The following is a 13152-nucleotide window of genomic DNA, read 5'->3' as shown; positions in this document are numbered from 1 at the left end:
GCGGCTCAAGCGGAAACTGATGGTTCAGTTGATTAGGTTTTGGGGAAGGGTTCACACTCGCACAGAGCAGATCAGAGAGCTCAAGCTCACTTGGTTTTGATGGCCTCGATGGACTTAGAAATCTCAGCGGTCAGGGAGCTGGGCAGCGGAGCGGTGCCGGCGGCATCCTGAGCGGTCTTCTGTCCTTCGTCGGAGGTCACGTAGGTGAGCCAAGCCTTGGCGAACTCGGCCTGCTTGGTGTCCTTGTAAGCCGGGCAGACGATGTCGTAGGAGACCAGAGCGATCGGGTAGGCACCATCAACGGTGGTGTTGTGGTTGACCTTCAGCACGATGCGGTTGTCGCCGGTGGCGGACTCATCCTTCGGGGAATCCTCGATGGTCTTGGCAGCGCCTTCAGCGGAGATTTCGACGTACTTCTCACCGACCTTGACGGCCACGGTGCCGAGGTCGCCCACGGCGGAGAAGTCGGCGTAACCAATGGTGCCATCGGCCTGCTTGACGGTGGAAACCACACCAGAGGTGCCCTTGGCACCTTGGCCGACCTCGTTCGGCCAGTTTTCGGACAGATCGTAGGACCAGTCATTCGGGGCCACATCCTTGAAGTAGCTCACGAAGTTCTGGGTGGTGCCGGACTTATCGGAGCGGTGCACCACGGTGATCGGGGTGTCCGGCAGGTCAAGGTCGGGGTTCTGGGACTTAATGGCGTCGTCGTTCCACTTGGTGATCTTGCCGTCGAAGATCTTGGCGATGGTGGAGGCGTCCATGTTGACGTGCTTGCCCGCGTCGGAAACGCCCTTCAGGTTGAAGACCACGGCGATCGGGGACACATACACCGGCACATCGAAGGCGGTGCCCTCGGCACAGACCTTCTTGGACTGCTCGACTTCGTCGGAGGCGAGGGCCTTGTCGGAGCCGGCCCAAGCGGTGGCGCCGGTCAGGAAGGTGGTCACGCCAGCGCCGGAGCCGGAGGGGTTGTAGGCGATCTTGGCGTCCGGGTTGGTGCCCTGGAAGCCGGCGATCCAGGCTTCGACGGCGGCCTGCTGGGAGGAGGCGCCGGCACCCTGGAAGTCACCGGAGATGGCAGTCGTGGTGGAGCTGGAGCCGTTGGAGTTGGCGGCCGGAGCAGCAGTGTTGTCGCCGCAGGCGGCCAAGGAAGCAAGCGTTGCGATGCTGCAGACGGCAGCAAGGGAGCGGACGAGGATGTTCTTGTTCATGATGATTTCTTAATCCCTCTATCAACTGTCTCGGGCGGTTCTGGCCGCCCGTTCATTTCTTGACATATTCAAGACTATGGGCTTGTGGAGGGGTGCTGGACCGAAATCAGTAAACGGAAGATGAACACTTGTTAATATATGCGACTACGTCTCCGCTACGTAGTTTTTATCAGCCTGATGCCGCTATGGCATCAAACTGTTGGCTCGTCGATCTTATATCCCAATCCGCGCACGGTGGTCAGGTACTTCGGATGCGCCGGATCCTCTTCGATTTTGGAGCGCACGCGCTTAACATGCACGTCCAGTGTTTTGGTGTCGCCTACATAATCGGAGCCCCAGATACGATCGATCAGCTGGTGACGCGTCATCACACGACCCTTGTTCTGCATCAGGTATTCGAGCAGTTCGAATTCCTTTAAGGGGAAGAATACGGTTTCACCACGCACGGTGACCTGATGCTGGCCAACCTGCATGGCAATGTCACCACACACCAGCGGCACGTCGTCACTCAGCGCACCGGCGGCTTCGGCAACCGCCTGGTTGCGGCGCAGCACGGCACGAATGCGGGCCAGCAGTTCGCGGAATGAATAGGGTTTGGTCACATAATCGTCGGCACCGATTTCCAAGCCAACAACCTTGTCAATTTCGGCGGATTTGGCGGTAAGCATGATAATCGGCACGCGGCTTTGTTCGCGGATACGCCGGCACAGTGCGGTGCCATCGATGCCGGGCAGCATCAGGTCGAGCAGCACCAGATCGATGCCGCCTTTGGTGAACAGTTCCAGGCCTTCCTCGCCAGTGGCCGCAGCAGACACGTCATAGCCCTCGCGGGTGAGCTGGTAGACCAGCGGCTCGCGGTAGGACTCCTCGTCTTCTACGATAAGGATGCGTGTCATGGTTGCCTTTCTTGGATATGTTCCCGTTCGCTTGAGAGCAAAATTCTCCGACACCATCGTAGCCATTCTCTTCTTGTTTGCCTTCCGTTTCCTTGAAGTACGTAATTGTGTAACTGCGCTACGCCTCTGCTGGTGCGGCCGGCAGTTCGATGGTGAAGGTTGAACCTTCGCCCTCGTGCGACCACACAGCTATTGATCCGCCATTCTCCTGCACGCAGTGTTTGGTGATGGCCAACCCCAGACCGGATCCTCCGGTTTCGCGCGAACGTGCCGGATCGACACGATAGAAGCGTTCAAACACGCGATCGAGTGATTTGGCGGGGATGCCTATGCCCTGATCGACCACGCGAATCGTCACCTTGTCGCCGCTTTGCGCCACGCCCACAGCCACCGTGGTGTGTTCCGGGGAATAGTGGATGGCGTTCTCCACCAGATTCTTGACGGCGGTGACAATCGCTTCCTTATCCGCAACGATCATGGGGGCTGCGTCCGTTGGCTGAACGTCAGCAGTTTGTTGTTCGCTCTGTTCCGCCGGCTCCGTCTGTTTCCTCTGCTCCCCCGAATCTGTCGACGCCGCAGCTGCCGGGGCCGCCTGCACGCCTGATGCCTCTGATGGCACCGTTTTGCCGTTGACGCTCAGACGGATGTCAACATGCCGGGCGTCCGCCTGCACCTGGTTGGCGGCGATGGCATCGCGCGCAATATCAAGCGCGGAAATGCGCTGCGCATTCATAATGCCTTGCGCATTCTGGGCCTTCTGCAGGTCGATAAGATGGTGCACGAGTTCGATCAGACGCGCGGATTCCTTGGAGATACGACCGGAGAAATAGCGCACGGCATCCGGATCATCAGCCGCATCGGTAACGGTTTCAGCGAGCAGCGAGATAGCACCGGCCGGCGTTTTCAGCTCATGCGACACGTTGGTCACAAAGTCGCGGCGCATCGCTTCGAAACGGCGCTGCTCGGATACATCGTTGATGAAAATGGCGTACAGATCATCGTCGAGATCGCCGATGCGCACACGCAGATACAGGGTGTTCTGCGGCAGCGACTGCCCGGCTTCCACACCTCGGCCGTTGCTGGGGACGGGAGGCCTGCGCCGAATCGGCAACTGCACCTCACGTTCGCGCACACCGCCGCCATCCGACGCAACTTGGGTCAGAATGTCTTCGATTTCGCGCGAATTGAGGCGATTGCCGCCAACCAATCCAAAGGGTACTGATCCCGGACTGGCGTAACGCACCAAGCCGTTACGGTCGGTGACCAGCAATGCTTCGGGCATCACTTCAATCAGTCGGCGTTCAGTGGGGCGCACGGGCACAGTCTCACCGAACAGACTAAGTGCGTCGCCATCGTCGGCCGCGGCCTGTTCGGCGGCGGCACGACCGGCGGCTTTTCCCTTGGAGTACGCAATAACGGCGGCCCACGCCACAACCAGCGCGGCCACTATCACGATCAGCGCAATCTGCCAGATTTCCATCATGTTCTCTAGCGTAAAACGCAACACACGTAGCCAACAGCTGGAACTACGTAAGTTCAACCGTTGTTCATCTTCAGCATGGTTATCGGCTCCTGCTGAACCATGGTCAGCGGCCGAAAGCTGACAGATAGCAGTCGCAACTGCAGTAACTGCTGCAACTGCTGAGTGTCACGCAATAAAAAAACCGTGAAACACAGGCAATCCCATGTTTCACGGTAAACACTTCACGCGTTTGTGCGCTGACCAACGCTTATGGCAACGGCCACAAACAGCGGTCTAACACGCGCAACGCATCACAGCGTGTAGTCCTTGTCCTTGCTTTCCTTGATCAGGAACAGGGCGAGCAGGGCGACGGCGGCCATCACAGCCATGTACCAGCCCACACCGGCAACGCCGAACTTGGAGTTGACCAGCGCCTGGGCGATGGTCGGAGCGAACGCGCCACCGAAGATGGCGGCGAGGTTGTAGCTCAGGCCAGCGCCGGAGTAGCGCACGTGCACCGGGAACAGCTCAGGCAGGTAAGCGCCGCAGGGGCCAAACAGGCCGCCCATCAGCACGAAGCCGATGCACAGGAAGATCAGAATGTGGCTGGCGGAGTGCACGAGCAGGAACGGGGTGAAGAAGCTGAACACGAACGTGGCAGCGGTGGTGACGAACAGCACCTTCTTGCGGCCCACCTTGTCGGCGTACACGCAGGAGACCACGATGAAGATGGCGAAGAAGACCACGGAAACCATCTGCAGCAGCAAGTATTCGCTCTGCTGGAAGCCAAGGCCCTTCACACCATAAGAAAGGGACCAGGTACCAAGCACGTAGAACAGCGTGTAGGTGACGCCCATGGCCAGCGTGCCGAGCACGACTTCCTTCCAGTAAGGCAGCAGATCGCGCAGCGGGTGCTTCGAGGTGCGCTTCTCTTCGGAAGCCTGCTTGAACACCGGGGTTTCGCTCATGCGAGCACGCACGTACAGGCCGATGGCCACCAGAATCACAGAAGCGAGGAACGGGATACGCCAACCCCAGGCACCCATCTGTTCCTGACCGATATGCGTGGTAAGCAGCAGGTTCAGGCCGTAGGCGCAGAAGAAGCCGATCGGAGCGCCAAGGTTCGGGAAGGAACCGTAGAGGGCGCGCTTGGCGGCAGGAGCGTTTTCGGTGGCGACCAGTGCAGCACCGGACCATTCGCCGGCCAGGCCAACACCCTGGCAGGCGCGGCACACGCACAGGATGATGACGGAAACGCCGCCAACCTGCTCATAGCCGGGCAGGCAGCCGACGAGGAAGGTGGCGATACCCATGGTCAGCAGGGCGATAACCAGCGTCTTCTTACGGCCCATCTTGTCGCCGAAGTGGCCGAACAGCATGGAGCCGAACGGGCGGGCGAGGAAGGAGACCGCGAAGGTGGTGAATGCCATGATCTGGGCGAGCGCCGGGTTGGTGACGTTCGCGAAGAAGATCGCGCCGAAGTAGCTGGCGGCCGCGATGGAGTAGCAGTAGTTGTCGTAGAACTCGATGGCGGTGCCCACCATCGAGGCGGCGATGATTTCAGGAACCGAGTCCTTCTTCACCGGTTTGGTTGCAGCAGATACGCTTGCAGACATTGTTGTTTTCTCTTCCCAATTATGACCGCAGAATAACCCCAGTGCGGCTGTGCGCATGATAGATAAGCGCACGATAACGGCTAGGGCGCAGCGGAATTGGCAGCGGGAAGAAAACGAGAAATGGCTTGTGGCCCAGCGACTTCGTTCCCGCACATCGCTGTGCCGGAACACGAGTATGGCGCGTTGGCCCGCAAAACGGAACAGGCAGTCCATTATGCGGACTGCCTGTTATATGCCTCACAGAGGCACCCTGTTCGCGACCGACATTCGATTGAGCGGCCCACTGAACGAGTAACCGGACGAATGGATTGGGCGAACGGCTGAAGCGAACTGGGATGGGATGTCCGTCCCTACAGTCGCTTGACGATGTCTACGGCCAAACGTGCAGCGGTATCGGCGTATTCGGAAATGTCGAATTCCTTGAACACCTCGTAGTCGGTGTCGGCGTTGTCGCTCAGCGCACGAATCACCAGCGCGGGCACATCGTTGCGGGCGGCGACCTGGGCTACGGCCGCGCCTTCCATTTCCACCACGTCAGCACCGGTGTCGTGCACCACTTGGCTCACCTTGGCGGGGGTGTCCACGAAGTAGTTGCCGGAGGCGATGATGCCGATAATATGCGTGATGCCGGCGGCGGACAGCGCCTGATCGGCAATCTGCAGCAGATGGTCATCACTGTGGAATTCCTCGATGGGCTTGTCGGCGGTGCCGGGCTTCCACTGGCCCACCAGACGCATGTCGGTGTCGAGATAGCGCAGCGTGCCGCCGAGCACCACATCGTTGATATGCAGGTTGCGGTTGAGGTTGCCAGCGATACCGGAGAAAATCACGGCGTCGGGAGCAAACTCGTCGATAAGCAGCTGCGTGGTGGCGGCAGCATTCACCAGCCCCATGCCGCCGACCGTAGCCGCAACCGTCACGCGTTCACCGTTGTTAGCCGCCAACTCACCAGAAACAATGTCAAGGCTGCCTTTGCTGGTATGCGTTACCGAGTCAAGCGACTTGGCAATCAGCGCGACTTCTTCATCCAGCGCGCCAATAATGGCAATAGTCTTCATACTGCATACTCCTTAATTGCGAATTGGGATGTGGCATCCCATCAGTTCCAGCGGCGGGCGGCGACGGCTTCGGCCAGTTCACGCAGCAGAGCTTCGGTATCGGGCCATGAAATGCACTTATCGGTAATCGACTGCCCATACGTCAATTGGTTCAGGGGCGCGGCCGGCTGATTGCCACCTTCGATGAAGCTTTCCATCATGATGCCGGTAATGCCCTGCTCGCCGGCCGCAATACGTGCGGCGATATTGCGCACAACCTCAGCCTGGCGATGTTCGTCCTTGCCGGAGTTGCCGTGCGAACAGTCAACAATCAGTCCGTGTGCGGCAGCCGAGTCGGCGGGCATACGATCACGGATCATCTCGAGCGCAGTGGCCACGGAATCAGCGTCATAATTCGGCCCGGAACTGGAGCCACGCAACACCACATGGCAATCGGGGTTGCCAAGGGTTTTGACTACGGCGGCACGGCCCATATGGTCGATACCGAAGAACGTATGCTGCTGGGCGGCGGCAAAACAAGAATCCGCCGGTGCCTTAACCGAACCATCGGTGGCGTTCTTGAAACCGATCGGCATGGACAGGCCGCTGGCCAGCTGACGATGCACCTGAGACTCGGTGTTGCGCGCGCCAATCGCACCCCAACTCACCGCATCGGCGATGAACTGGGGGCTGGTGGGCTCCAAGAACTCCGTGGCAGCAGCCAGACCTGTGCCCAGCACGTCGAGCAGGGTTTTGCGAGCCAGCAGCAGGCCTTTTCGAATATTGCAGCTGCCGTCAATATCAGGGTCGTTGATCAGACCCTTCCAACCGATGGTGGTGCGCGGCTTTTCGAAATACACGCGCATGATAATCAGCAGTTGCTCGCCCAGCTCGTTCTTCAAACGGGACAGGCGACGTGCGTAGTCAAGCGCGGCCGCCGGATCATGCACCGAGCAGGGACCCACAATCACCAGCAGACGATCGTCCTGGCCATATAGGCAGGCGCGAATCTCGTCGCGCGAATAGGCGACGATCTCCTGTGCTTGTGGCGTGAGCGGCTGCTCAGCCAACACTTGGGCCGGCGTGGGCAGCACTTCAAACTCCACTACGCGACGGTTCACGATACGGCTGATTCCGACCTGATCCTCCCAGCGCGGCACATCGGTAACCACCAGTGGATTCTTGCCCTCATCCATCGCCTGACGGATGGCTCGCAAATCCTCCGGACTGTTCAGCGCGCGCGTCTGATCATCCTGCTGTTGCATAACTTGTATTCTCCTTGGGCTTTCTCTGTTTCCAAGGATACATGCAACCGCTCGGCTGGGCTCGGGGCTTGCCGCGGTTTACAGGGCGCGGCGGGCGGTGACGGCGTCGGCCAGCGTGTGCAGCAGCTCGTTGGTGCGATCCCACGGCACGCAAGCGTCAGTGACAGACTTGCCATACACCAGCTGGTCAAGCGGGGCGGGCTTCTGATTGCCGCCCACTAGGAAGCTTTCCATCATGATGCCGGTAATGCCCTGCTCGCCGGCGGCCAAGCGCGCAGCGATCTCTTCGACGACCTCGGCTTCGCGATTCTCATCCTTGCCGCAGTTGCCGTGTGCGGCGTCAATCACCAAACCGTGGTTGCTGGGACCGGAAGCCTTGGAAGCCTTCAGCGCCTCAAGCGCAGCCTTGACGGATTCGGCATCGTAGTTCGGGCCGGAGGAAGAGCCGCGCAATACCAGGTGGCAATCGGGATTGCCCTTGGTTTCGGCGGAAATCACGCGACCATCGAGATTGATGGATAGGAAATGATGCTCGAAACCGGCGGTGAAGCAGGAATCGGCGGCGGCCTTAATTGAGCCGTCGGTGGAGTTCTTGAAGCCCACCGGCATCGACAGACCGGAGGCAAGCTCGCGATGCACCTGGGATTCGGTGTTGCGCGCGCCGATCGCACCCCAGCTGATCGCGTCGCAGATGTACTGCGGGGTAATCGGATCCAGCCATTCGGTGGCGACGGGCAAACCCAGGCTCAGCACGTCGGTGAGCACCTTGCGGGCCATCCACATGCCTTTGCGAATATTGAAGCGGCCGTCGAGATCGGGATCGTTGATCAGGCCCTTCCAGCCGATGGTGGTACGCGGCTTTTCGAAATACACGCGCATCACAATAACCAGGCGATCTTCCAGTTCGCGGCGCACGGCGGCGAGCTTTTCGGCGTATTCGTGCGCAGCCTTGGGATCATGAATCGAGCAGGGGCCGACGATTACCAGCAGACGGTCGTCGCGACCGTTGAGCACGTCACGAATCTCCTGGCGCGAATGGAGCACCAGTTCGCTCATTTCATCGGTGAGCGGCTGCTCCTTGAGGAAGGCGCGCGGGGCAGGAATCGGGTCAAGCTGGCGGATATTGACATCAACCGTTTCGGGAAAGACGGCCTGCTCCCCCAAACGACGCTCGTCTTCGGAACTATCCGGACCGCGCAGTGCTGCCATGCCGACTCTCCTTTCTGTGAAAACTCTTCTACGCGCACCAATATGCGCGTATGTCGGCGGTGTGTTCTCATATCGCACACTGAAATCAACACTGTAGTTCAGCCACCGCAGAAATACGAAACGGCCGCCCGCGTGCTGGACGTGGACGGCCGTTGGTGGCGCGCAGTTCGGCTGACGAAAATCACGGTTCAGCTGTCAACCGTCACGGTTCGACTATCGGAAGTCACGGTTCGACTGCGGAATTGTTACGTAGGTATGTAACAAGTTCGCAGGCGAAACGTGCAAACCTGCAGGTAATTCGTGCCAAACCGCAGGCGAAACGTACAGACCTACAGGCAATCCGTGCGCAGTGGCAGGCGAACCATATGAAAACGCCGGACCGTGAGGAGAGGTCACAGTCCGGCGCGTCAACGTCGCAGAAGGCAATAGTGCTGGTTCAGCACGGCTTCTTCTGGCACATCAGCAGATGGTCGGCCACCATCACGGTTTCGCCACGCTGGTTGATGATGGCGAGACGTTCGGTTACCACGCCCTGATCGGCGTGCTTGGGCGAATCCTTCTTCTCATGGATGGTCACCTCGGTGTGAATGGTGTCGCCAATGAACACCGGCTTGATGAACCGCAAATGATCATAGCCATAGGAGAACGCCACCGGATTAACGAACGAGGCGGTCAGACCCACGCCCACGCTGAAGGTGAGGGTGCCATGCGCGATACGCTGCCCGAATTCGGTGGTTTTCGCGAATTCCGCGTCCATATGGTGCGGGAAGAAGTCACCGGTCTGCCCAGCGTGGATCACGAAATCCGCTTCGGTGATCGTGCGGGCACCGGTCACTCGGGTGCTGCCCAGCTCGTAATCCTCGAAATACAGTGTCTGTTCGGCCATGTTCTGTCCTTTCCTATGCGGCGGAAGGTATCCCTCCCGCCGTTCTTGTGCAGTATTAAGCAGTATGGAGTTGAATGAATAGGTATGTGCGCCACCGTTGGTCAGCGCAGGTATTCCGCGTTGTCCTGACCGATGGTCGGCGCTGCCGGGCCGCCTTGGTAGCGTTCGCCGTCGATACGAATCGGGCAGCAGGTGGTGGCGATTCCCACTCCGTTGGGTCGCGAAACCGTCTGGATCATGTCAAGAGAGCGGAACGCCTCCGTCTCCATCAAGGTATCCCAGGTGTACACATCCGCGCACCACACATCCGCCGGCTCCAGAATCCCCAGCCAATGCGCTGTGGTCTCGCCGGCCAGATGGTCGACCAGCACACGTTTGATTTCGTCGCGTTTGCGATGCCAGTCATCCGGATCCGTGTAGCCGAGCAGCGCCTCGCAGCCGATAAGCTCGCCAAGCTTGGGAATCGGAATCATGGCAAGGGCCAGATATCCGTCCGCCGTGGCGTAGACGCCGTAGGGGGCGCTGATATAGGCGTTCGCGTTATTGATGGCGCTACGCTGCGGCAGCTTGCGGCCGTCGTTGAGGTACGTGGTGAACACTTCGAACTGCATATCCAGCAGCGCCTCCAGCAGGCTCACATGCACATGCGCCCCGACGCCCGTGCGCTTGGCACGCAGCAGTCCCGCCATCACGCCCTGCACCAGCAGCTGCCCGGCGAACAGATCCGCTACGGACAATCCCATCGGCGTCGGCGGCTGGTCGGCATTGCCATTCAGCCAGCAGATGCCGGACAACGCCTGAGCAAGCAGATCCTGCCCGGGCTTGCTCGCCCACGGCCCCTGCTCGCCGTAGCCGCTCACCTCGCCATACACCAATCGTGGATTGAGGGCCTTCATAGCCTCGTATCCGATGCCGATGCGATCGGCCACGCCCGGACGGTAGTTGACGACCATCACGTCGGCCTCACGCACCAGACGTTCCAGAACCAGCCGGCTGTCAGCACTCTTCAGATCAAGCGAGATGGCTTTCTTGTTGCGGTTGATCGCATGGAACAGCGAGCTGTCGCCGTCGATCACACAGTCGGAGATATACAGCGAACGGCAGATGTCGCCACCGCCCGGACGCTCGACCTTCAGCACCTCGGCACCGAGATCGGCCAGGCGTAGCGTGGCCGACGGCGCAGAGAGGAACTGGCTGAGGTCCAATACTTTGATGCCTTCCAATGGTTTCATCACGCCTCTCCTTCCTGCGTTGCATCGGCGAGCCCGAATTCCACGATGATGCGTTCGGTGTCGGCACCCAGTCGCGGCGCGGGTTTCGACGTATCACGCTGTTCGCCGAGGAACCGTATCGGGCAACGCGTGGTCAGCAGCGACGGGTCTCCCTCACGCGCCACATCCTGAATGAAGTCAAGAGCTTGGAACGCATCGGATGCGACCAGCTGCTCCCAGGTGTACACGTCGGAGCACCACACGCCCGCCGGCTCCAGCAGCGACAGCCAGTGCTCGGTGGTCTGCGAGCACAGGGTCTGTCCGATCTCCTGCTTGATTTCGTCGCGTTTGGTGAACCATTCGCTCTCATCGGTGCGTGCGGCCACTGCCTCGGATCCGATCAGCTCGCCGATGCGGCTGACCGAGCCCATGGCGAGCGCCAGATAACCATCGGAGGTCTCGTAGATGCCGTATGGCGCGGCCAGATAGGCGTGCGCATTATGATATGCGCCACGGTGCGGGGCACGATGCCCGTCGTTGAGGTAGGTGGTGAGCACTTCGAACTGCATGTCGAGAATCGAGGCCAGCAGGCTGACCTCCACGCGTCCGCCCTCGCCGGTCGTCTCGCGTCGGATCAGGCAGGATAGGATGCCCTCTACCAGATGCACGCCGGTGTATGAATCGGCCAGTGACAATGCGAACGGCATCGGCGGCTGCCCATCATCACCGTTGAGCCAGGCAAGTCCGGACAGTGACTGCACGAGCAGATCCTGACCAGGCTTTTTCACCCACGGGCCGACCGTGCCGTATCCGGTGACTGAACCATAGACGATACGGGGGTTTAACGCTTTGACGTCCTCGTACCCTAATCCCAGCTTGTCCATCACGCCGGGACGGAACGCTTCGATTAGCACGTCCGCTTGGGCGATGAGGCGTTTGACCATGGCGAGGTCGTTCGGATCTTTGGTGTTGAATGCGACGCTTTCCTTGTTGCGGTTGATGGTATGGAAATTGACTGCGTCGCCATCGGACCACAGGCCTTCCAAGGCAAGGCGACGTGAGCCGTCGCCCACGCCCGGACGCTCGACTTTGATCACGCGTGCGCCGAGGTCGGCGAGACGCATTGCTGCGGATGGGCCGGCAAGATATTGACAGAAATCGAGGACGATCATGCCCTCTAACGGTTTCATGGTCGTGAGGCTCCTTACTGTTCACGGGAACGCGCATACAGGGCATCCAGCTGGTCGAGCACTGTTTCGGCGGCACCATCGCCACGCACGAAATCCTGGATGTATATGCCCGCGTTGTCCTGGAATGTGAGGTATCCACTGTACCGCGGCCGCACGTAGCTGGCATCAAGCGTTGCGATCGTGTCTTCGAAGAAGCCAAGCGTCGTGCGATTGCATTCTTCGTCCAGCCAGGCGGCACGATGTCCGGGCTGACCGCCGTTGTCGGTGAACAAGGTGCGCTGCACCTCGCTCGACACCGCGTAGGAGGCGAAATCGGCTGCTTCGCGGGGATGCTCGGTTTTTGCGGAAATAGCAAGGCCAGTGCCGCCCAGCACGCCGGTGACCAGCGATCCGGCATAGGTCGGCACATCGCCGGCCTTGAGCACGTGGGGGGCGTATCCGCGCCGGGAGTAGTTCACATAGCCATACACCCACGGGCAGTAGCACAACGTGTCGGATTTCGCGAGCTGTTCGTGCAGCTCGATGGTGCTCCATTCGAACACGGCCGGATCGCACAGCTGCGCCAAGGAACGCATGTCGTTGAGCACCTTCACGCCGGTGGCGCGATCGACGACGTGCTCGCTGCCTGCGCGGAACAGATCTCCGCCGGCGGTATTGCACAGGCCGATGAAGTCCATCAGCAGATACTGCGGGGTGCCGGCGAACGCCACACGTCCTTGCTGCGCCAGACTCAGCACCTCTTCAAACGTCGACGGCACCTGGTCGGCCGCCAGCAGATCAGGGCGCCATACCGACACGGGCGATGCCGCGTCGATGGCGAGCGCGCTTTGGAATCCGTCGAAGTTGTAGCTGTCGCATGATTTGCCGACCGAATTGGCGCGCTGGTCTGCCATGAAGTCGGCGTCGAGCCAATCATCCAGGGGAAGCAGCACATTGTGGGCTGCGGCGAAGCCTGCCCACGGGTGGTCGATGATGAGCAGATCGTATTCGGCCGCCAGTTGGTCGATGGGCTTGCTTTCGAATTCCGTGAGGGAGCGCTTCTCCCAGGTGATGTCGAAGCCGGGGTGCAGCTCCGCATAGCGTTGGGTGACTCCCACGATGGAGGTGTAACCGCGGCTGTGCCCCCATGTGATGCCTTTGAGTTGAACAGACATGTTGCCTCTCCT

General features: G+C 60.0%; 11 protein-coding genes. All 11 read right to left on the bottom strand.

The genetic code is table 11. The features are described from left to right. Positions 1–86 precede the first annotated feature (86 nt). Entirely contained in the window at positions 87–1214 is a 1128-nt protein-coding gene (gene pstS, locus G1C95_RS08760; protein WP_169172581.1) for a phosphate ABC transporter substrate-binding protein PstS, read from the bottom strand. Positions 1215–1405: 191 nt separating this feature from the next. Continuing rightward, the gene (locus tag G1C95_RS08755) at positions 1406–2110 is read right to left on the bottom strand and encodes a response regulator transcription factor (RefSeq protein ID WP_169172580.1); all 705 of its coding nucleotides are present in this window, start codon (positions 2108–2110) and stop codon (positions 1406–1408) included. A 118-nt stretch (positions 2111–2228) separates the two neighbouring features. After that, positions 2229–3590, bottom strand: a complete 1362-nt coding sequence (locus G1C95_RS08750; RefSeq protein ID WP_169172701.1) for a sensor histidine kinase — start codon at positions 3588–3590, stop codon at positions 2229–2231. 293 nt (positions 3591–3883) lie between these two features. Continuing rightward, positions 3884–5188 carry an MFS transporter gene (locus tag G1C95_RS08745; protein ID WP_169172579.1) on the bottom strand — a complete coding sequence of 435 codons (1305 nt, stop codon included), beginning with the start codon at positions 5186–5188 and terminating at the stop codon, positions 3884–3886. A gap of 350 nt (positions 5189–5538) precedes the next feature. After that, the gene (gene mtnN, locus G1C95_RS08740) at positions 5539–6246 is read right to left on the bottom strand and encodes a 5'-methylthioadenosine/S-adenosylhomocysteine nucleosidase (protein ID WP_169172578.1); all 708 of its coding nucleotides are present in this window, start codon (positions 6244–6246) and stop codon (positions 5539–5541) included. A 41-nt stretch (positions 6247–6287) separates the two neighbouring features. After that, complete coding sequence (locus G1C95_RS08735) at positions 6288–7490, bottom strand: 3-deoxy-7-phosphoheptulonate synthase (protein ID WP_169172577.1); 1203 nt, start codon at positions 7488–7490, stop codon at positions 6288–6290. A 78-nt stretch (positions 7491–7568) separates the two neighbouring features. Continuing rightward, entirely contained in the window at positions 7569–8699 is a 1131-nt protein-coding gene (locus G1C95_RS08730) for a 3-deoxy-7-phosphoheptulonate synthase (RefSeq protein ID WP_240947506.1), read from the bottom strand. A gap of 436 nt (positions 8700–9135) precedes the next feature. Beyond that, positions 9136–9585, bottom strand: coding sequence for a MaoC/PaaZ C-terminal domain-containing protein (locus G1C95_RS08725; RefSeq protein ID WP_169172576.1), 450 nt, complete (start codon positions 9583–9585; stop codon positions 9136–9138). Positions 9586–9686: 101 nt separating this feature from the next. Then, a complete protein-coding gene (locus G1C95_RS08720) occupies positions 9687–10817 on the bottom strand; it encodes a CaiB/BaiF CoA transferase family protein (protein ID WP_169172699.1) in 1131 nt (376 codons plus the stop codon). Continuing rightward, on the bottom strand, positions 10817–11986 hold the full coding sequence (locus G1C95_RS08715) for a CaiB/BaiF CoA transferase family protein (protein WP_169172575.1): 1170 nt from the start codon (positions 11984–11986) through the stop codon (positions 10817–10819). Before G1C95_RS08715 ends, G1C95_RS08720 begins: the two co-directional genes overlap by 1 nt. 14 nt (positions 11987–12000) lie before the next feature. Further along, positions 12001–13140 (bottom strand): extracellular solute-binding protein, encoded by a 1140-nt coding sequence (locus tag G1C95_RS08710; RefSeq protein ID WP_169172574.1) that lies wholly within the window; start codon positions 13138–13140, stop codon positions 12001–12003. Positions 13141–13152: the final 12 nt, after the last annotated feature.

It is taken from the genome of Bifidobacterium oedipodis, from assembly GCF_012932425.1.
Classification (GTDB): Bacteria; Actinomycetota; Actinomycetes; order Actinomycetales; family Bifidobacteriaceae; genus Bifidobacterium; species Bifidobacterium oedipodis.
This window is presented reverse-complemented; position numbering and strand designations above follow the sequence as displayed.

What these genes read in the sequence shown, in the direction of transcription:
- G1C95_RS08720 (WP_169172699.1), bottom strand. Translation starts at nt 10,817, where the DNA reads ATGAAACCATTGGAAGGCATCAAAGTATTGGACCTCAGCCAGTTCCTC.
- G1C95_RS08735 (WP_169172577.1), bottom strand. Translation starts at nt 7,490, where the DNA reads ATGCAACAGCAGGATGATCAGACGCGCGCGCTGAACAGTCCGGAGGAT.
- G1C95_RS08710 (WP_169172574.1), bottom strand. Translation starts at nt 13,140, where the DNA reads ATGTCTGTTCAACTCAAAGGCATCACATGGGGGCACAGCCGCGGTTAC.
- G1C95_RS08725 (WP_169172576.1), bottom strand. Translation starts at nt 9,585, where the DNA reads ATGGCCGAACAGACACTGTATTTCGAGGATTACGAGCTGGGCAGCACC.
- G1C95_RS08715 (WP_169172575.1), bottom strand. Translation starts at nt 11,986, where the DNA reads ATGAAACCGTTAGAGGGCATGATCGTCCTCGATTTCTGTCAATATCTT.
- G1C95_RS08745 (WP_169172579.1), bottom strand. Translation starts at nt 5,188, where the DNA reads ATGTCTGCAAGCGTATCTGCTGCAACCAAACCGGTGAAGAAGGACTCG.
- pstS (WP_169172581.1), bottom strand. Translation starts at nt 1,214, where the DNA reads ATGAACAAGAACATCCTCGTCCGCTCCCTTGCTGCCGTCTGCAGCATC.
- G1C95_RS08750 (WP_169172701.1), bottom strand. Translation starts at nt 3,590, where the DNA reads ATGGAAATCTGGCAGATTGCGCTGATCGTGATAGTGGCCGCGCTGGTT.
- G1C95_RS08730 (WP_240947506.1), bottom strand. Translation starts at nt 8,699, where the DNA reads ATGGCAGCACTGCGCGGTCCGGATAGTTCCGAAGACGAGCGTCGTTTG.
- mtnN (WP_169172578.1), bottom strand. Translation starts at nt 6,246, where the DNA reads ATGAAGACTATTGCCATTATTGGCGCGCTGGATGAAGAAGTCGCGCTG.
- G1C95_RS08755 (WP_169172580.1), bottom strand. Translation starts at nt 2,110, where the DNA reads ATGACACGCATCCTTATCGTAGAAGACGAGGAGTCCTACCGCGAGCCG.